Annotated in this window: 20 protein-coding genes; 10 read left to right on the top strand and 10 right to left on the bottom strand. The window is 68.6% G+C overall.

Annotated features, from left to right (window positions below):
- Positions 1–5: 5 nt before the first annotated feature.
- Entirely contained in the window at positions 6–1508 is a 1503-nt protein-coding gene (pdxR, locus tag Herbaro_RS20810; protein ID WP_275011506.1) for a MocR-like pyridoxine biosynthesis transcription factor PdxR, read from the bottom strand.
- Positions 1509–1608: 100 nt separating this feature from the next.
- On the opposite strand from pdxR, the gene Herbaro_RS20805 reads away from it, so the two are divergent.
- A complete protein-coding gene (locus tag Herbaro_RS20805) occupies positions 1609–2247 on the top strand; it encodes an FMN-binding negative transcriptional regulator (RefSeq protein WP_275011505.1) in 639 nt (212 codons plus the stop codon).
- A 309-nt stretch (positions 2248–2556) separates the two neighbouring features.
- Complete coding sequence (locus Herbaro_RS20800; protein WP_275011504.1) at positions 2557–3480, top strand: helix-turn-helix domain-containing protein; 924 nt, start codon at positions 2557–2559, stop codon at positions 3478–3480.
- 21 nt (positions 3481–3501) lie between these two features.
- Here Herbaro_RS20800 and Herbaro_RS20795 read toward each other — a convergent pair whose 3' ends face one another.
- The 5 genes from Herbaro_RS20795 to Herbaro_RS20775 all read right to left on the bottom strand — a co-directional run bounded on the left by Herbaro_RS20795 (position 3502) and on the right by Herbaro_RS20775 (position 6537).
- On the bottom strand, positions 3502–4797 hold the full coding sequence (locus Herbaro_RS20795; RefSeq protein WP_275011503.1) for a sensor histidine kinase: 1296 nt from the start codon (positions 4795–4797) through the stop codon (positions 3502–3504).
- Between the two features lie 22 nt (positions 4798–4819).
- Positions 4820–5233 carry a response regulator transcription factor gene (locus Herbaro_RS20790; RefSeq protein WP_275011502.1) on the bottom strand — a complete coding sequence of 138 codons (414 nt, stop codon included), beginning with the start codon at positions 5231–5233 and terminating at the stop codon, positions 4820–4822.
- A gap of 91 nt (positions 5234–5324) precedes the next feature.
- The gene (locus Herbaro_RS20785; RefSeq protein ID WP_275011501.1) at positions 5325–5570 is read right to left on the bottom strand and encodes a DUF1427 family protein; all 246 of its coding nucleotides are present in this window, start codon (positions 5568–5570) and stop codon (positions 5325–5327) included.
- Positions 5571–5591: 21 nt separating this feature from the next.
- Complete coding sequence (locus tag Herbaro_RS20780; RefSeq protein ID WP_446719287.1) at positions 5592–5759, bottom strand: DUF1427 family protein; 168 nt, start codon at positions 5757–5759, stop codon at positions 5592–5594.
- 88 nt (positions 5760–5847) lie between these two features.
- Positions 5848–6537, bottom strand: coding sequence for a hydrolase (locus Herbaro_RS20775; RefSeq protein ID WP_079217732.1), 690 nt, complete (start codon positions 6535–6537; stop codon positions 5848–5850).
- A 241-nt stretch (positions 6538–6778) separates the two neighbouring features.
- Here Herbaro_RS20775 and Herbaro_RS20770 point away from each other — a divergent pair, with 241 nt between their 5' ends.
- The 5 genes from Herbaro_RS20770 to Herbaro_RS20750 all read left to right on the top strand — a co-directional run bounded on the left by Herbaro_RS20770 (position 6779) and on the right by Herbaro_RS20750 (position 11582).
- Positions 6779–8659: an amidohydrolase gene (locus Herbaro_RS20770; protein ID WP_275011500.1), complete on the top strand. Its 1881-nt coding sequence runs from the start codon at positions 6779–6781 to the stop codon at positions 8657–8659.
- A 2-nt stretch (positions 8660–8661) separates the two neighbouring features.
- Positions 8662–9084: a DoxX family protein gene (locus Herbaro_RS20765; RefSeq protein ID WP_275011499.1), complete on the top strand. Its 423-nt coding sequence runs from the start codon at positions 8662–8664 to the stop codon at positions 9082–9084.
- 145 nt (positions 9085–9229) lie between these two features.
- The gene (locus tag Herbaro_RS20760; RefSeq protein WP_275011498.1) at positions 9230–10051 is read left to right on the top strand and encodes an alpha/beta fold hydrolase; all 822 of its coding nucleotides are present in this window, start codon (positions 9230–9232) and stop codon (positions 10049–10051) included.
- Between the two features lie 11 nt (positions 10052–10062).
- A complete protein-coding gene (locus Herbaro_RS20755; protein WP_275011497.1) occupies positions 10063–10590 on the top strand; it encodes a Dps family protein in 528 nt (175 codons plus the stop codon).
- Between the two features lie 125 nt (positions 10591–10715).
- Positions 10716–11582, top strand: coding sequence for an AraC family transcriptional regulator (locus Herbaro_RS20750; protein WP_275011496.1), 867 nt, complete (start codon positions 10716–10718; stop codon positions 11580–11582).
- Between the two features lie 24 nt (positions 11583–11606).
- Here Herbaro_RS20750 and Herbaro_RS20745 read toward each other — a convergent pair whose 3' ends face one another.
- Together Herbaro_RS20745 and Herbaro_RS20740 are read right to left on the bottom strand one after the other, a co-directional pair.
- Positions 11607–12005 carry a hypothetical protein gene (locus Herbaro_RS20745; RefSeq protein ID WP_275011495.1) on the bottom strand — a complete coding sequence of 133 codons (399 nt, stop codon included), beginning with the start codon at positions 12003–12005 and terminating at the stop codon, positions 11607–11609.
- 33 nt (positions 12006–12038) lie between these two features.
- Complete coding sequence (locus tag Herbaro_RS20740) at positions 12039–12659, bottom strand: response regulator transcription factor (protein WP_275011494.1); 621 nt, start codon at positions 12657–12659, stop codon at positions 12039–12041.
- Between the two features lie 353 nt (positions 12660–13012).
- Here Herbaro_RS20740 and Herbaro_RS20735 point away from each other — a divergent pair, with 353 nt between their 5' ends.
- Together Herbaro_RS20735 and Herbaro_RS20730 are read left to right on the top strand one after the other, a co-directional pair.
- The gene (locus Herbaro_RS20735; protein ID WP_275011493.1) at positions 13013–13714 is read left to right on the top strand and encodes a YoaK family protein; all 702 of its coding nucleotides are present in this window, start codon (positions 13013–13015) and stop codon (positions 13712–13714) included.
- Complete coding sequence (locus Herbaro_RS20730) at positions 13711–14289, top strand: TMEM175 family protein (RefSeq protein WP_275011492.1); 579 nt, start codon at positions 13711–13713, stop codon at positions 14287–14289. Before Herbaro_RS20735 ends, Herbaro_RS20730 begins: the two co-directional genes overlap by 4 nt.
- A gap of 15 nt (positions 14290–14304) precedes the next feature.
- Here Herbaro_RS20730 and Herbaro_RS20725 read toward each other — a convergent pair whose 3' ends face one another.
- Positions 14305–15138 carry an SDR family NAD(P)-dependent oxidoreductase gene (locus Herbaro_RS20725; protein WP_275011491.1) on the bottom strand — a complete coding sequence of 278 codons (834 nt, stop codon included), beginning with the start codon at positions 15136–15138 and terminating at the stop codon, positions 14305–14307.
- A 122-nt stretch (positions 15139–15260) separates the two neighbouring features.
- Complete coding sequence (locus Herbaro_RS20720) at positions 15261–15497, bottom strand: hypothetical protein (RefSeq protein ID WP_275011489.1); 237 nt, start codon at positions 15495–15497, stop codon at positions 15261–15263.
- A 304-nt stretch (positions 15498–15801) separates the two neighbouring features.
- Between Herbaro_RS20720 and Herbaro_RS20715 the strand changes: the two genes are divergently transcribed.
- Positions 15802–17448 carry a methyl-accepting chemotaxis protein gene (locus Herbaro_RS20715; RefSeq protein WP_275011488.1) on the top strand — a complete coding sequence of 549 codons (1647 nt, stop codon included), beginning with the start codon at positions 15802–15804 and terminating at the stop codon, positions 17446–17448.
- The last annotated feature ends 1 nt before the right edge of the window (position 17449 follow it).

The following is a 17449-nucleotide window of genomic DNA, read 5'->3' as shown; positions in this document are numbered from 1 at the left end:
CCGCATCATCGCCTGCCGCCTGGCGGCTGGCGTTCGCCGGCCATCGCCCGTATCACCCGCGCCAGCTTGCGCGCCGCCTGCTCCATCTGCTCCCCGCTGAAGCCGCCGAAGCCCAGCACCAGGCCGGGCCTTGCGCCGCCCGGTGCGAACATCGGCGACACCGCGCGCACCGCCACGCCGGCGGCCGCCGCCTGGCGCGCGACTTGCGTATCGTCCAGTCCTTCCTTCAGCCACAGCAGCAAGTGCATGCCCTGGTCGCTGGGCTGCAGCCATGCCAGCTCCGCCGGCAGCAACCGCGCCAGCGTATGCATCAGCTGGCGCCGGTGTTCGGCGTAGATACCGCGCACGCGGCGGATGTGGCGCTCCAGGTGGCCCTCGGCCATGAAGGCGGCCAGCACATGCTGGTCGGCGCCCGGCGGGCTGCGATCCATCAGCACCCGCGCGCCGGTGAAGGCCGGCGCCAGTTCCGGCGGCGCGATCAGGTAGCCCAGCCGCAGCGAGGGATAGAGCACCTTGCTGAAGGTGCCGAGGTAGACCACGCGCTGCGCGGCGATGCCCTGCAGCGCGGGGAAGGGATGGCCGGCGTAGCGCAGCTCGCTGTCGTAGTCGTCTTCCACGATCCAGGCCCCGGCGCGTTGCGCCCAGTCCAGCAGCGCGCGGCGCCGGGCCATGCTCATCGGCATCCCCAGCGGATACTGGTGCGAGGGCGTCACGAAGGCGGCGCGCGCATCCGGCGCCAGCCGCAGGCCGGCCTCCACGTCCAGCCCTTCCTCGTCGACCGGCACCCGCACGGCGGCGCCGCGCGCCCCGTGTTCCAGGATGGAGGTGATGCCGGAATAGGCCGGATCTTCCACCCATGCCCGTTCGCCCGCGCCCAGCAGCACCTGGCAGCACAGGTAGAGCCCCTGCTGGGTGCCGCTGGTGACGATCACCTGTTGCGCCTCGCAGCGCACCGAGCGTGAGCGGCGCACGTAGTCGGCGATGGCCTGGCGCAGCGGCAGCGCGCCTTGCGGGTCGCCATAGCCGGACGGCGCGGCCTCGCCGCGCGCGCGCAGCCGGTTGCCCAGCCGGCGCCAGGCTTCGCCGGGCACGGTCGCGCCCAGCGGCACCGAGATCGCGAAGGGCACATGCGGCAACGTGCTGAACTGCTGCGCCACGCGCGCGAAGGCGGCGGCCGGCGCCGGCAAGGCCGCGGGCTGCGCACGCGCGGTCTTGCGCGCGGCGGTCGCCGGCTCCGCTTCGGTCGCCGCCACCCGCGTGCCGGCGCCCGGGCGCGAGGCCAGGAAGCCCTCGGCCACCAGCTGCTCGAATGCCTCCACCACCGTGCCGCGCGAGAGCTGCAGCGACTGCGCCAGCAGCCGCGTCGAGGGCAGCAACTCGCCGGGTTTGAGCTCGCCGCGCCGGATCGCCTCGCGCAGCGTCTGCGCCAGCTGCCGGCCCAGCGCGCCGGCGGCGCGGTCCAGCGTGCCGAGGGCGGGCAGGTCGATGGCGTTGGCTTTCCTTGGCATGATTCCGGTCTACTGAAATATGTTGAAACTGGATCTGAATATTAATCCAGTTTAGCGGCACAATCGCTGCATCATCCATGCCATCCGCCAGGAGCCCCTCATGTACATCCCCGCCCATTTCAACGAAGCCGACACCGAGGTCCTGCATCGCCTGATCGCATCGCACCCGTTCGGCGTCTTGGTCTCGCACGGCGCCGACGGGCTCGACGCCAATCACATTCCCTTCCACCTCGATGCGACGCAGGGCCCGCTGGGCACGCTGCACGCCCACGTGGCGCGCGCCAATCCGCTGTGGCGGCAGCTGGCCGAGGGCGACCGGGTGCTGGCGATATTCTCGGCCGGCGACGCCTACGTCTCGCCCAGTTGGTACCCGAGCAAGCACGAGGCGCACCGCCAGGTGCCGACCTGGAACTACATGGTGGCGCACGCCCACGGCCGCGTCATCGTGCGCGACGACGAGCGCTACGTGCGCGGCGTGGTGGCTCGCCTGACGCGCACGCACGAGGCCGCCGAGGAGAAACCGTGGAAGATGTCGGACGCGCCGGCCGATTTCACCGATACCCTGCTCAAGGCCATCGTCGGCATCGAGATCGAGATCACGCGCCTGGAAGGCAAGCGCAAGTTGAGCCAGAACAAGGAAGTGCGCGACATCCGCGGCGCCGGCGATGCGCTCAAGGCGCGCGGGCGCGACGCGGTGGCCGACGCCATGCTCGGGGAGGCGGCGCGCAAGGAGGGATGATCCCGTTTTTGGTGCAAGTGCACACAGGCAGAGCGGCGCACGGGGATGCGCCGTTTTTTATTGCCGGGAGCCTGATGCCTGCTGGAAAGGCCGGGCCTGCGCCGGATATGCGTAAGGCATCTTATGGCGCCGCGGATGCAACAAAAATTGTGCTGGGCACAAATCCTGCAGTCTCTGTAAAATTGGTCATACAACTAGGGGCTGCCGACGGGCGGCTCCCGGTGCGACAGCGCCGCTGTATTGTTGCCGGCACCGTTTCAAGACTGACGAGCATCCGCGTTCCATTGTTCTCCCATGAGGTCCCTGTCCATGTCTGCATCGACTTCCCCGGTTCTTTCCGCCGATACCGCCGCGCGGCCGCCCGGCGTCGACTCGCTTGGCTGCGCCAGCCGCCATCTGCACCAGAGCCAGGAGCTGTGTCGTCCAGAACTGAGCTTCTACCGCAAGCGGGTGGATGCCGACGAGGTGTCGCAGGTGCGCACCGACGCTTCCGACCGCGGCTTCCTGGTCGGCATCTCGATGCTGCCGCAGCATCGTCGCAGCATTTTCCGCGGCCGCCACGGCGCGCATCACGACTTCGCCAGGGGCGGGATCTACATCCGCGACTTCGCCGACGACTATCGCGCCGACATCCACGGCGCTTTCGATTTCCTGCTGGTGGAGTTGCCGCCCAGCTTCTTCGGGCAGGCCGCCGACTACTGCGGCGTGCGCAGCGTCGGCGGCCTGGCCACCGTCACCGGCCAGCACGATCCGGTGCTGGAACACCTGGCCCACGCGTTGGCGCCGGCGCTGGCGCGGCCGGATGAAGCCAGCATGCTGTTCGTCGACCAGGTCGGCATGGCGCTGGGCACCTACATGCTGCGGCGCTACGGCGGCGCCGCGGCGCCGGCCATGCGCAACGCCGGGCTGTCGCGCCTCCATGAGCAACGCGCCAAGCAGATGCTGCTGGAGAAGGTGAAGGGGGCGGTCTCGATCCCGGAGATCGCGCGCGAATGCAACATGTCGGCCAGCTACTTCCTGCGGGCCTTCAAGGAGAGCACCGGCCAGACGCCGCACCAGTGGCTGATGGCGCAGCGCGTGCAGCGCGCGCGGGAGTACCTGCGCGACACCGAGCTGCCGCTGGCCGAGGTCGCGGTGGCCTGCAATTTCTACGACCAGAGCCATTTCAGCCGGGTGTTCTCCCAGGCGGTCGGCACCTCGCCCGGCAACTGGCGCCGCAACAGCCGCGGCTGACGCCGGCGGCGTTCAGCCTGCTCAGGGCACGCGCGGCAGGTCGAAGCGCATCGCCATGCCGTGCGGATGGACGGCCGCCGCCTTGAGCCGGCCGCGGTGATGCTCGACGATGGAGCGACAGATCGCCAGTCCCATGCCCATACCGTCTTCCTTGGTGGTGTAGAAGGCCTCGAAGATGCGCGAGAGCGCATCCGGAGGTACGCCTTCGCCGGTATCCTGCACCGTCACCTCCAGGCGCTGGTCGCCGGCGCCGGCCGAGCTGACGCTGAGCACGCGCGGCCGCTCCCGCACCTGCGCCATCGCCTCGATGGCGTTGACCACCAGGTTCAGCAGCACCTGCTGGATCTGCACCATGTCGCCCAGCACCCAGGCTTCGCCCGGCAGCAGCGCCAGGCTCAGCGACACCTCGCGCCGCTCCAGTTCGCTTCTCGAGATGGCCATGATGTGGCGGATCGCCGCATTCACGTCGATGCGCTCGAACACCGGCTCGGTATTGCGCGCCAGCCCGCGCAGGCCGGCGATCATGCCGCCGGCGCGCTGGCCTTCGGCCACGATGTCGCGCAGTCCGGCGCGCGCGTTCTCCAGGTTGGGCGGATCGCGGTCCAGCCAGCGCAGGCTGGCGCCGGCGTTGGAGACGATCGACATCAGCGGCTGGTTGACCTCGTGCGCGATGGAGGCCGTCAGCTGCCCCACCGTATTGGCGCGCGCCACGCGTTCCAGGTCGGCCTGCGCCACGCGCATGGCGAAGTCGGCCTGGCGCCGCACGGTGATGTCGGTGGCGGTGCCGACGTACTCGACGAAGGTGCCGTCCAGCCAGACCGGCTTGCCGATGCCGGAGATGTAGCGCACCTCGCCGGTGTCGCGCCGACAGATGCGGTGTTCCACGCGTATCGTGCCGCCCATGGCCACCGCGGTGTTGACGGTGTCGATCACTTCCTGGCGGTCGTCGGGATGCATCAGCGCGGCGAACTCGTCGTAGGTGATGCAGTTGCGTCCCTCTTCCAGCCCATAGATGCGGCACAGTTCGTCGGAGCAGAACATCAGGTCTTCGCGCACCAGGTAGCGCATGCTGCCGGTATGGTTGAAGCGCTCGCCCTGCTTGAGCAGCTCCTGGCTGGTGCGCAGTTCCCGCTCGGTGCGCGCCAGGTGCTCGTTCTCGCGGCGCAGCCTGGCGTAGGCGGCGGCGATGCGCTCCAGCGCCGGCGAGGCGGCGTCGCCGAGCTCGCCTCCGAGTTCGCGCAGGGCGTCGGTGAAGGCCTCATTGCTGTCGGCGGCTTCGGTGCGGCGTTGATCGGCGGGAGCGGGGGAGGGAGGCACGGGGTGTTCCTGGTGGCGGGCGTCAAGACCGCATTGTGCCCGATCCCGGCGCCGCCAGGATGGCGCGCAATCGCGCCAGCAGCGTCTCGGCGTCGAAGGGCTTGTGCAGCAGCGCCGCCGCATCCAATTCCGCCGCGCGCTGCCGCTGGGCCGCGCCGTCCCGGGCCGACATCAGGATCACCGGCAAGCCGGGCCGCAGCCGGGCCAGCCGTTCGGCCAGCTCGAAGCCGCTCATGCAGCTCAGCCCGAGATCGACGATCGCGCAAGCGGCCTCATGCAGGCAAGCGGCGGCCAGGAATTCCTCGCCGGCGGCGAAGCCGCAGCTGCGGTAGCCGGCCGAATCCAACAGGTTGCACAGGGCGGTGCGCACGCCGTGGTCGTCGTCGATCACCGCGACAGGGCAAGGGGGCGCCCCGTCATTGTCCGTTCTCGTCATCGTAGTCAGCCATGGAACGGCGCCGCGCGGATCCTGCCGGCGCGGCGTCGGTGGGTGGGCCGCCGCGACCGGCGGCCGCAGGCGTTGCTTCTTACTGGCGATCTTCCGGCGGCGGCGCGCCGGTGATCTTGGGCACGCATTCGCGGCGGAACCAGGCCGCCGTCAGCGGCTCGCCCGCGAGCTTGCGGCGCACGATGGGCACCAGCTGCTCGCCGATCAGCATGCCCAGCAGGCCGAGCAGCGCGATGATGGGCGGCGCCGGCGACTGCACTTGCAAGGCGTAGTAGAGGGCGCCGGCGACGGCGCCCATCAGCAGGGAAATCAGGTAAGGCTTCATGGCGTGCTCCGTGGTTGCCGCTCAGCCGGCCAGCAGGTGGCTGAGCACGGGGATCAATCGTTCGCCCAGCACCATGCCGAGCAGGCCGATCAGGGCGATGCCCGGGGGCGCCGGCGAGCGCACCTTGAACAGCGCGTAGAAGACGCCGATCAGGATGCCGGCGCAAAGCGAGATGAGATAGCTGGTCATGTTGTTGGCCGTCGTGTCGTCGGAACGCGGCGCGGCCCGCCCCGTCGTCCGGGGAGGGCCGCGCCGGCGGTGGCTGCTGCGGGCCTCTTTACTTGGCCGGCACCGGCGCCAGGGTCTTCTGGTTGCCGTGCGGGCGCTGCTCGGCCTTGTGCACCATGGTGTAGGCGTAGTCCACGCCCATGCCGTAGGCGCCCGAGTGTTCGCGCACGATGTCCATGACGGCGTTGTAGGTGCCCTTGCGCGCCCAGTCGCGCTGCCATTCCAGCATCACCTGCTGCCAGGTCACCGGGATCACGCCGGCCTGGATCATGCGCTGCATGGCGTAGTCGTGGGCTTCCTTGGAGGTGCCGCCGGAGGCGTCGGCCACCATGTAGATTTCATAGCCGCCTTCGGCCATCGCACACAGGGCGAAGCTGTTGTTGCAGACCTCGGTCCAGAGGCCGGCCACCACGATCTTCTTCTTGCCGGTGGCGGCCAGGGCGTCGCGCACCTTCTGGTCGTCCCAGGAATTCATCGAGGTGCGTTCCAGGATGTTGTGCTCGGGGAATACCGACAGCAGTTCCGGATAGGTGTAGCCGGAGAAGCCTTCGGTCTCGACGGTGGTGATCACGGTCGGGATGTTGAATACCTTGGCGGCCTTGGCCAGCGCCACGGTGTTGTTCTTGAGGACCTGGCGGTCGATCGATTGCACGCCGAACGCCATCTGCGGCTGGTGGTCGATGATGATCAACTGGCAATTGTCGGGGGTGAGCACTTCGAGTTTGGTGTTGGTGGTCATGATCGGATCCGTAGAGGGTGGAGGAGGTGGGCGAGCGCCGGGGAGAGCGGCGGCTGCCGGAGGCGATCATAGGCAAGGGGGGACGGCGCTGCCATTATCTGTTCGTATAGCTAGACGCCCGCGCGGCGTTTTTGCACACTGCGGTCACTGACAAACAGATCAAGATCCGTACGGGATCGCCCGGCCGCGACGGGCGTCGATGCGACGGACTACACGCCAACACCCTTTGCCCGGAGCCAACATGACGACTGCAGCAAGCACCACGCCCGACCTGATCCTGATCAACGGCAAGTTCCACACCGTGGACAAGCAAAACCCGATCGCCGACGCGGTCGCCATCGGCGGCGGCAAGTTCATCGAGGTGGGCGACGCGGCGTCGGTCATGCGCCTCAAGCAAGCGAACACCAAGGTGATCGACCTGGGCGGGCGCACCGCCATCCCCGGCCTGAACGACTCGCACCTGCACCTGATCCGCGGCGGCCTGAACTACAACCTGGAGCTGCGCTGGGAAGGCGTGCCCTCGCTGGCCGACGCGCTGCGCATGCTCAAGGACCAGGCCGCGCGCACCCCGCACCCGCAATGGGTGCGCGTGGTCGGCGGCTGGACCGAATTCCAGTTCGCCGAAAAGCGCATGCCGACGCTGGAAGAATTGAACGCCGCCGCGCCCGACACGCCGGTGTTCGTGCTGCACCTGTACGACCGCGCGCTGCTCAACCGCGCCGCGCTGGCGGCGGTGGGCTACACCAAGGACACGCCCAACCCGCCGGGCGGCGAGATCGTGCGCGACGCCGCGGGCAACCCCACCGGCATGCTGATCGCCCGTCCCAACGCCATGATCCTGTACGCCACGCTGGCCAAGGGACCGACCCTGCCGCTGGAATACCAGGTCAACTCCACCCGCCAGTTCATGCGCGAATTGAACCGCCTGGGCGTGACCAGCGCCATCGACGCCGGCGGCGGCTTCCAGAACTACCCGGAGGACTACCAGATCATCAACAAGCTGGCCGACGAAGGCCAGCTGACCATCCGCATCGCCTACAACCTGTTCACCCAGAACAAGGGCGGCGAGCTGGCCGACTTCCAGAAGTGGACCGGCATGGTCAAGCCCGGCGACGGCAGCGACTTCTTCCGCCACAACGGCGCCGGCGAGATGCTGGTGTTCTCGGCGGCCGACTTCGAGGACTTCCTGGAGCCGCGCCCCGACCTGGCCGCCGGCATGGAGGATGAACTGGAACGCGTGGTGCGCCACCTGGTCTCGAACCGCTGGCCGTTCCGCCTGCACGCCACCTACGACGAGTCGATCTCGCGCATGCTGGACGTGTTCGAGAAGGTCAACCGCGAGATTCCCTTCGACGGCCTGCACTGGATGTTCGACCACGCCGAGACCATCACCGAGCGCAACATCGAGCGCGTCAAGGCGCTGGGCGGCGGCATCGCGATCCAGCACCGCATGGCCTTCCAGGGCGAATACTTCATCGACCGCTACGGCGTGGAAGCCGCCGAGCACACCCCGCCGATCGCCAAGATGCTGGAGATGGGCGTGCCCGTCGGCGCCGGCACCGACGCCACCCGCGTGGCCAGCTACAACCCCTGGACCGCGCTGTACTGGCTGGTCTCGGGCCGCACCGTGGGCGGCGCCAGGCTGTATGGCGCGGCCGGCCGCCTGCCGCGCGAGACCGCGCTGGAACTGTGGACCGCCGGCAGCGCCTGGTTCTCCAGCGAGCAGAACAAGAAGGGCCGCATCCAGGCCGGCCAGCTGGCCGACCTGGCGGTGCTCTCGGCCGACTTCTTCAGCGTGCATGAAGACGAGATCAAGTCCATCGAATCGGTGATGACGGTGGTCGACGGTCGCGTGGTCTACGGCGCCGGCGCCTTCTCCTCCCACGGCCCGGGCGAGATCCCGGTGCTGCCCGAATGGTCGCCGGTGGCCAAGGTCCCGGGCCACTACCGCGCCGTCGCCGCCAAGCAGGCGCAGCAGAAGAAAGCGACGCTGCCGCACGCCTGCGCGGGTTCCTGCGGCGTGCACGGCCACTCGCACGACACGGCGCGCAAGTCCACCGTCCCTGTATCCAACTTCGCCGGCTTCTGGGGCGCGTTGGGCTGCAGCTGCTTCGCGTTCTGATCATGCAAGCGCGCAAACCTGCCCGGCTGTCGGCGCTGCCGACGCCCCCCCTGGATCTAGGCCTGCTGTTCCTGCGCGTTGCCGGCAGCTTCATGCTGTTCTACGTGCATGGCTTGCCCAAGCTGCTGCACTACGCCCATGAGCTGACCGTCATCGAGGATCCTTTCGGCCTGGGTCCGGCGCTCTCGCTGTGGGCCGCGATCTTCGCCGAGGCCTTGTGCCCGCTGCTGATCGCCGTCGGCGTCTTCACGCGGCTGGCCTGCCTGCCCGTCATCGGCGTGCTGCTCATCGCCATGCTGGCGGTGCACCCGGACTGGAGCATCGCCGAGGGCCAGTTCGGCTGGCTGCTGCTGGTGATCTTCACCGCGATCGCGCTGTGCGGTCCGGGCCGCTGGCGCCTGGGCGCTGCCCGCCGCCACGCCTGATCCCACGGCCGTTCCCGTTCGACCCGTCCGCTCCCGGCGATGCGCCGGGAGCGCGGCCACTTGCCGCCGTTTTCCAGGTCCGTCCGCCGCACGAGGGCGGGCGGACGCCACTTCCCACTATCCGCCACTTACAAGGAGCGCAAGCATGAGCACCATCACCACCCGCGACGGCACCGAGATCTACTACAAGGACTGGGGCAGCGGCCAACCGGTCGTCTTCAGCCACGGCTGGCCGCTGGACGGCGACATGTGGGAATACCAGATGAACTTCCTGGCCGAGCGCGGCTACCGTGTCATCGCCTACGACCGTCGCGGCTTCGGCCGTTCCGGCCAGCCGTGGAGCGGTTACGACTACGACACCTTCGCCGACGACCTGCACCAGCTGATCGAAACCCTGGACCTGCGCGAGGCCGTGCTGGTCGGCTTCTCGATGGGGGGCGGCGACGTCGCCCGCTACATCGGTCGCCATGGCACCGGGCGCGTCGCCAAGGCGGCGCTGCTGGGCGCGGTCACGCCGATCTTCGGCAAGGCCGAGGGCCATGAGCAAGGCGTGCCCAAGGATGTGTTCGACGGCATCAAGGCCGGCCTGCGCGCCGACCGCGCGCAATTCCTCTCGGACTTCTCCACCGTGTTCTTCGGCACCAACCGCCCCGGCCACAAGGTGTCGCCGGGCGTGCTGGCGCAAACCTTCAACATCGCCATGCTGGCCTCGCTCAAGGGCACGCTGGACTGCGTCACCGCCTTCTCGGAAACCGACTTCCGCGCCGACATGAAGAAGTTCGACATCCCCACCCTGGTGATCCACGGCGACGACGACCAGGTGGTGCCGGCCGAAGTGACCGGCAAGCTGGCCGCCGCCATGGTGCCGGGCGCGCAGTTCAAGCTCTACGGTGGCGCCCCGCACGCGCTGTGCTTCACCCACAAGGACCAGCTCAACGAAGACCTGCTGGCCTTCCTCAAGGCATGAAGGGAAACCACATGGACGCCACCAAACGCCAGGAACTCGAGCAGCGCCGCCTGGCGCAGCTCGCCACCCCCAGCCTGCTGGACGAACAGGCCCGCCGCGACCTCTCCGGCGGCCTGAACATGCTGCTGGCCGACATCTTCGCGCTGTACCTGAAGACCAAGAATTTCCACTGGCACATGTCGGGACCGCACTTCCGCGACTATCACCTGCTGCTGGACGACCAGTCCCAGCAGATCATCGCCATCACCGATGCGGTGGCCGAGCGGGTGCGCAAGATCGGCGGCACCACGCTGCGCTCCACCGGCCATATCGGCGAGCTGCAGCGCCTGTCGGACAACGACAGCGACTACGTGACGCCGGCCGACATGCTGGCCGAGCTGCGCGAGGACAACCTGCGCCTGGTCGGCTTCATGCTGGCCACCCACGAGTTGTGCGGCGAGCACGGCGACGTCGCCACCGCCAGCCTGCTGGAAAACTGGATCGACGAGGCCGAGCAGCGCGCCTGGTTCCTGTTCGAGTCGGGCCGCGGCGTGGGCTGAGCGAGATGGAGTTTGCGGGCGCGACGGAACTTCCGTATATTGCCTGCAGGGGACGGTGGCGGCGCGGGTCGCGGCCGTCCCTTTTTCATTCGCATTGCCTGTTTGCCAATCCTCCGGAGCCGATGATGCCCACCTTGCCATCCGCGCCAATTCCGCCATCTCCGATCCTGCGCAGCAGCGCGCCGTCGCGCTCAGGTATCGGCGTCTTCCGCGCCACGCTGGCGCAGCCGTTGCCGGCGCCGCCGGTGATCGACATCCCGTGCGACGACGCCTTCTCGGTGATCGTGCAGCTGGAGGATTTTCGCCACCACAAGTTGTGGCGCGGCAAGCGCCTGGTGCACGCCGGTTCGCACCGGCGCGGCGAAATGGCCATCACCGACCTGCGCGACGAGTGGCGCTGCCAGCATCTCTCGGCGTACGACAACCTGCGCTTCCACTTGCCGCGCAGCACGCTCAATGAGTTGAGCCGCGAACACGGGCTGCGGATCTCGGCGCTGAACCCGGTGCAGGCCGCGCGCGACCCGGTGGTGTTCCACCTGGCGCAGGCGGCCGTGCCGATGCTGGAGGAGCCGGTCGCCGACAGCCTGTTCATCGATGGCCTGACGCTGGCGCTGCACGCCCACCTGTGCAGCCGCTACGGCAAGCAGGAGGCGCAACCGGCGCCCGGCCGCCTGGCCGCATGGCAACAGTCGCGCGTGCGCGACTACATGCTGGAGAACCTGGCGCGCCGCCTCACGCTGGCCGAGGTGGCGGCGCAATGCGGCCTGTCGCGCGCGCATTTCGCGCGCGCCTTCAAGAATACCTTCGGGATGCCGGTGCATGCATGGCTGCAGGCGCAGCGCATCGACAAGGCGCAGCGCCTGCTGGCGCCGCAAGACAAGAGCATGATCCAGGTCGCGCTGGAATGCGGCTTCGCCGACCAGAGCCATTTCAGCCGCGTGTTCAAGCGCGTGCTGGGCGTGGCGCCGGCGGCCTGGCTGCGGGCGCAGTAGGCCGTCCGGCGACGGCGCGCGACCTTAGGCCGCGCGCCGCTCCAGCCGGCCCAGCGCCAGGCGCACCGCGCCGTGCTGGATGGTCAGCTCGGGCGAATCGTGCAGGGCGGCCAGGTATTTCTCGCGGAATTCGGGCCGGCTGGCCGGCGCCGGTCCGATCAGTTGCTCCAGCGTCGCCTTGAAGGCGCCCAGTTCCTGGTCGGTGGGCGCGGCTTCTTCGTCCAGGCGCTCGTCGACCTCCACCATGAATTCGGACAACATGCGCAGCCAGGCGAAGTCGGGATGGTTGGTCACCAGCTGCAGGTGATCGAAGGGCGTGCCGACGGCGCCGAAGACGCGCGACTGGCACTCGATAAGCAGCTTGTGCAGCTTGCGCAGGTCGGAAGAGAGTTGGCGCAGGTCGGCGCGGTTGGTGTCGCTCATGGCATGTCCTTTCGTATCGTGTCCGCGGCGCGGTCAGCGGTTCCTGGCGCTGTTGATCTGCAGTCGCTCGGCTGCGCGCACCAGGTCCGCCAGGGTCTTGGTCTGCATCTTATCCATCACGCGCCGCTTGTGCACCTTCACCGTGATCTCGCTGATGCCGAGCTCGGTGGCGATCTGCTTGTTGAGCAGGCCGCCGATGGCCAGCTCCAGCACTTCGCGCTCGCGCGGCGTGAGCGTTTCCAGGCGCAGCGTCGAGGCGGCCTGTTCGGTGCGCGCGACGAGCTGGCGGCCGGCGATTTCCAGCGCCTCGCCGACCGACTCCAGCAAGCGATCGCCGTGGATGGGTTTGGTCAGGAATTCGTGGGCGCCGGCCTTCATGGCCTGCACCGTCACCGGGATGGTGCCGTAGCCGGAGATGAAGATCACCGGAATGCGGTCGCCGCGCCGCTCCAGCCGGCGCACTACGTCGAAGCCGTCGGCGCCCGGCATCTTCATGTCCAGGATCAGGCAGCAGGGCGCGCCCGGCAGGCGTTCCTTCAGGAACTCGTCGGCCGAGGCGAAGCCGCGCGCGGCATGGCCGGCCGAAGCCAGCAGCCGCAGCAGCGCCTCCCTGACCATGCCATCGTCGTCGACGACAAATACTGTTCTTTCCATGTGGTGTCCATCGTGCCGGTTGCTGGAGTCGTCGCCGCAGGAGCATGGCGGGCGCGAAACGCCCGGCCGATGCCGCATCCCGCTGTCGCCGCCCGGACGCCGGGCCGCATGGAAGGTGCGCCGCGGTCGCCCACATGATGTGCATTCGCAATCGTTTTGGATTGTATGAATGTGCTGTTTTTTGTACAAAACGCGCTCGGCTCGACAGCGCGGGATGGCCTGCTTGCATGAATGACAACGTCGCCGTCACCTATCCCCACAGGTAATGGGCATGCGGCCGCCGCGGTGATATCGTCGGCCACCGACGCGCGCACCCATCGCGCGCCCTGCCACCTTCATCACAGCGAGTCTCCATGAATCCCGCCCAACGCAACCGCCTCCAGGCTTCCAGCCTGGCCTTCCTCGCCGGCTATGTCGATACGCTCGGCTTCATCGCCCTGTTCGGCCTGTTCACCGCCCACGTCACCGGCAACTTCATCCTGATCGGCGCGGCGCTGGCCGACAGCTCGCAGATGTCCATCCTGCTCAAGTTCCTGGCCTTCCCGGCATTCGTCGCCGGCGTCGCCGGCGCGCGCCTGTTCATCGTCGCCATCCAGCGCCGCAACGGGCCGGCGCTGGCCTGGTCCTTCCTGTTGCAGATGGTGTTGCTGGTGGGATTCATGGCCTGCGGCATGGCCGCCGAGCCGGTGCAGTCGCCGACCTCGGGCTGGGTGATGGCCGCGGGCCTGCTGGGCACCGTCGCCATGGGCGTGCACAGCGCCATCAGCCGCCTGCTGCTGGCGCACCTGGCGCCGACCTCGCTGATGACGGGCAACGTCACGCAGGTGGTGATCGATACGGTGGATGTGTTGCGCGGCGGCGCCGACGGCGCCACCACCGAACGCTGCATGAAGTTCCTGTGGCCGGTGCTGTCCTTCGGCATCGGCGCCATTGCCGCCGCCTTCGCCTATCATGCGTTCGGCTTCGCCGGCCTGCTGGCGCCGGTGGCGATCCTGGCGGTGATGGTGTGGAATGAATTTGGCCGGGCCGGCGCCCCCGCGGCGGCCGCCAAATGAACAAGTCGCGCCTGGAGGCTTTCAGCGACGGCGTGATCGCGGTCGCCATCACCATCATGGTGCTGGGCCTGCAGACGCCGCGCGGCGCCACGCTGGACGATCTGCTGGAGCTGATGCCGCAGTTGCTGAACTATGTGCTCAGCTTCGTCTATGTCGGCATCTATTGGGTCAACCATCACCACCTGCTGCAGGCCGCGACCCAGGTCGACCGCCGTGTGCTGTGGACCAACCTGCACCTGCTGTTCTGGTTGTCGCTGATTCCCTTCGTCACCGGCTGGATCGCCAGCCACCATCGCGACGCGGTGCCGGTGGCCTGCTACGGCCTGGTGCTGCTGATGTGCTCGCTGTCCTTCCTGCTGCTCAAGCGCGCGCTGCGCCACAGCGAACAGGGCCATCCCTCGCTGGCGGCGGTGATCGGCCACGGCCGCAAGAACACCCTCTCCATCCTGCTCTACGCGCTGGCCATCCCGCTGTCATGGTGGAGCCCGCCGGGCGCCAACGCCATCTACGTGCTGCTGGCCGGGTTGTGGTTCCTGCCCGACCATCGCTTCGAGGAACTCGGCCGCCGCGGCTGAGGCCGGCGGCCGGGTTCAGGCGCGGCGGGTCATGAGGTCGGTGTTCATCGACACCAGTTCCCAGTCGCTCAATTCTTCCTGCAGGTCGCCGATCTTGCGGCGTACGTTGTCCAGCGCGGCGCTGCCCAGCAGCAACCTGCGCGGCGGGCGGCGCGTGGCGGCCACCAGCAGCACCGCCTGCGCGGCGCGCTCGGGGTCGCCCAGGCTGGACGAGTCCGGCGCCGGACGCGCCATCTGCCGGTGATAGTCGGCAATGCGGCGCCGCGCGCGGCCGCCGTCGTGGATTTCCTGGCGACCGCTGGCGTCGGCGAAGCAGCCCGGCGTCACCGCCGTGGCGTGGATGCCGAACGGCGCCACCTCGCGCGCCAGCGCATCGGTCATGCCCTCCAGCGCCGACTTGCTGCCGTGGTAGACGCCGGCGCCCAGCGCTTCTTCCTGGCAAGCCACCGGCAGGATGTTGAAGATACGTCCGGCGCGGCGCTGGCGCATGTACGGCAGCGCCGCCTGGATCACCGCGATGGCGCCGAACACATTGGCCTCGAAGTGCGCGCGCATCTCGTGCAGCGTCACTTCCTCGATCATGCCGCGGTAACCGCCGCCGTCGTTGTTGACCACCACCGAGATGCCGCCGGTCACGGCCTCGATCTCGTCGACCGTGGCGCGCACGGCGTCGCTGTCGGTGACGTCCAGCACGTAGCACAGCGGGCGCGCCGCGAAGCGCAGTTCATAGGCGCGCCGCTCGCTCTCGCTGCGCACGGTGGCGGCCACCGCATGCCCGCGCGCGAGCAGCTCCGCGGTGAGTTCCAGCCCGAAACTGCTGTTGGCGTTGGTGATCAGCCAGGTATCCATGTTGCTCTCCGATAATCGATGGTGGTACGGCATGGCGATACTGCATTCGATGTTGCATCCGATTGTGCGAGCTTCCCGGCGGCCCCGCATCTATACCAAGGTATGAGGCTGTGGCGCGCGCATCACAGCCGGCCGCGCGCGATGCGCTGCGCCGCGAACCTGCGCGCCGCGTCGATCGCCTGGTCGCGGCTGAAGGACGGCGTATCGGTGTCGACCTGCTGGCGCTGCATCACGCAGATGCTCTGGTACGAGGCGGAGCGGCCGCGATAGATGGTGACGAAGGGCGTCCATGCCGTATTGCTCAGGTTGCGGAAGGCTTCCAGCACGATCTCGTATTGCCCCATGACTTCGATATGCACGTTGATTTCCCGGTATGGCTTGTTTGTTCCCAGCATAGGAAGGCGCGCGCCGCGGCGCCATCCCCCCATGGTCTGTATCCCCCATACCTTGGTCTGATCTGTACCGCATCGGCGCCGGCACGGCCGCGGCCGCGCCGGAACTGTGTTCCTCGCGCGTGGCCGGCTGTGTGCGCCCCGGCCGGGCTGGCGCAAATCTAGACTTCGTTCCAACAGCTATCAAAGGCTTCCAGGCGGTCTGTCCAGATCCGCATCCACCGGTGTGGGCGCGGCGGGGGAGCTTTTTTCTTGAAAAAAGGGGATCGACATGGGCGGTGCTGCAAATCTTTCCATCGGGGCGCGCCTGGGCGGCGCATTTGCCATCGTGCTGGCGGCGATGGCGGTATTGATCGGGGTAGCCATCGTCCAGGTGGCGCGCATCGCCGACATCGAGGAACGCGTCATGGACCAGGACTGGACCAAGCTGGAGGCCGCGCGCACCATCGACGCCCTGACGCGTTCCAACGCGGCGCGCCTGCTGTCGTTGTTCATCATCGACGACAAGGCCGAGGAGCGCCGTACGCTGGCGCGGGTGGACGAGAACATCGCCACCATCAAGGGATCGCTGGAGACGCTGGACCGCCTGGTGGCGAGCGAACGCGGCAAGCAGCTGGTGGGCGAGGTGCGCGAGGCGCGCCGGGTGTTCGCGGAGTCGTTCAACCGCGTGCGCATCCTGCTGGAACGCGACCAGGACAAGGAAGCCGCGCAACTGGTGCGCGCCCACATCATTCCCAATATCGAGAAGCTGCAAAACACGATCCAGCAACTGGTGCAATACCAGGACCAGATCGTGCGCGACAGCCGCAGCGAATCGCGCCGCATCGTGAGCTCGGCGCGCGAGCTGATGATCGCCCTGGGCGTGGCGGCAATGCTGGTCGCCGCGCTGCTGGCATGGTGGATCAGCCGCAGCATCACGCGTCCGCTGGCGCGGGCGGTGGGCTTCGCGCAGACGGTCGCAGAGGGGGACCTGCGCCAGCATGTCGATGCCGCGGGCACCGACGAGACCGCGCGCCTGCTGCAGGCGCTGGAGCAGATGAACGGCGCGCTGGTGGGCATCATCTCCGAGGTGGCCGAGGGTTCGGCTTCCATGCTGCAGGCTTCGCGTGAGATCGCCCAGGGCAGCATGGAGTTGTCGGCCCGCACCGAATCGCAGGCCTCGTCGCTGGAAGAGACCGCCTCTTCGCTGGAGCAATTGACCGTCGCCGTGCACCAGAACGCCGACCGCGCGCGCGACGTCAGCCGGCTGGTCACGTCTGCGGCCGACGCCGCCGGCGACGGGGGCGCAGCGGTGGAACGCGTGATCGGCACCATGGCCGCCATCGACCGCACCGCGCGCGAGGTGGTGGGCATCACCGCCATCATCGACGCCATCGCCTTCCAGACCAATATCCTTGCGCTCAACGCCGCCGTCGAGGCGGCCCGCGCCGGCGAGTCCGGCCGCGGCTTCGCCGTGGTGGCGGGCGAGGTGCGGGTGCTGGCGCAGCGCGCGGCGAAGTCGGCGCACGAGATCAAGAGCCTGGTCGATGAATCGATCCGGCAGGTGGAAGAGGGCGGCCGCCAGGTGCAGGACGCCGGTCGCACCATCGCCCGGGTGGTGACCCAGGTGCGCGGCGTGGCCGACACCATGTCCGAGATCGCGCTGGCCAGCAATGAACAGAGCGGCGGCATCGAACAGATCAACAGCGCCGTGACGCAAATGGATCATGTGACCCAGCAGAACGCCGCGCTGGTCGAGGAGACCGCTGCCGCCGCCGCCGCGCTGAGCCGGCAGGCCCAGCAGCTGGAACGCACCGCCGCGCGCTTCCGCCTGCCCGGCCAGGAGCACGCCCATGTCGCCCCGGCGCTCGCCGCGCCGGCGCCAATCGCCCGCTCGCCCGCGCCGCCGTTACGGCTGATCGCCGGCGGCGGCGCCTGAA

The organism is Herbaspirillum sp. WKF16 (genome assembly GCF_028993615.1).
Lineage (GTDB): Bacteria > Pseudomonadota > Gammaproteobacteria > Burkholderiales > Burkholderiaceae_D > Herbaspirillum.
This window is presented reverse-complemented; position numbering and strand designations above follow the sequence as displayed.

Coding starts and splice junctions, on each gene's coding strand:
- pdxR (WP_275011506.1), bottom strand. CDS start 1,508: ATGCCAAGGAAAGCCAACGCCATCGACCTGCCCGCCCTCGGCACGCTG.
- Herbaro_RS20805 (WP_275011505.1), top strand. CDS start 1,609: ATGTACATCCCCGCCCATTTCAACGAAGCCGACACCGAGGTCCTGCAT.
- Herbaro_RS20800 (WP_275011504.1), top strand. CDS start 2,557: ATGTCTGCATCGACTTCCCCGGTTCTTTCCGCCGATACCGCCGCGCGG.
- Herbaro_RS20790 (WP_275011502.1), bottom strand. CDS start 5,233: ATGACGAGAACGGACAATGACGGGGCGCCCCCTTGCCCTGTCGCGGTG.
- Herbaro_RS20785 (WP_275011501.1), bottom strand. CDS start 5,570: ATGAAGCCTTACCTGATTTCCCTGCTGATGGGCGCCGTCGCCGGCGCC.
- Herbaro_RS20780 (WP_446719287.1), bottom strand. CDS start 5,759: ATGACCAGCTATCTCATCTCGCTTTGCGCCGGCATCCTGATCGGCGTC.
- Herbaro_RS20775 (WP_079217732.1), bottom strand. CDS start 6,537: ATGACCACCAACACCAAACTCGAAGTGCTCACCCCCGACAATTGCCAG.
- Herbaro_RS20770 (WP_275011500.1), top strand. CDS start 6,779: ATGACGACTGCAGCAAGCACCACGCCCGACCTGATCCTGATCAACGGC.
- Herbaro_RS20765 (WP_275011499.1), top strand. CDS start 8,662: ATGCAAGCGCGCAAACCTGCCCGGCTGTCGGCGCTGCCGACGCCCCCC.
- Herbaro_RS20760 (WP_275011498.1), top strand. CDS start 9,230: ATGAGCACCATCACCACCCGCGACGGCACCGAGATCTACTACAAGGAC.
- Herbaro_RS20755 (WP_275011497.1), top strand. CDS start 10,063: ATGGACGCCACCAAACGCCAGGAACTCGAGCAGCGCCGCCTGGCGCAG.
- Herbaro_RS20750 (WP_275011496.1), top strand. CDS start 10,716: ATGCCCACCTTGCCATCCGCGCCAATTCCGCCATCTCCGATCCTGCGC.
- Herbaro_RS20745 (WP_275011495.1), bottom strand. CDS start 12,005: ATGAGCGACACCAACCGCGCCGACCTGCGCCAACTCTCTTCCGACCTG.
- Herbaro_RS20740 (WP_275011494.1), bottom strand. CDS start 12,659: ATGGAAAGAACAGTATTTGTCGTCGACGACGATGGCATGGTCAGGGAG.
- Herbaro_RS20735 (WP_275011493.1), top strand. CDS start 13,013: ATGAATCCCGCCCAACGCAACCGCCTCCAGGCTTCCAGCCTGGCCTTC.
- Herbaro_RS20730 (WP_275011492.1), top strand. CDS start 13,711: ATGAACAAGTCGCGCCTGGAGGCTTTCAGCGACGGCGTGATCGCGGTC.
- Herbaro_RS20725 (WP_275011491.1), bottom strand. CDS start 15,138: ATGGATACCTGGCTGATCACCAACGCCAACAGCAGTTTCGGGCTGGAA.
- Herbaro_RS20715 (WP_275011488.1), top strand. CDS start 15,802: ATGGGCGGTGCTGCAAATCTTTCCATCGGGGCGCGCCTGGGCGGCGCA.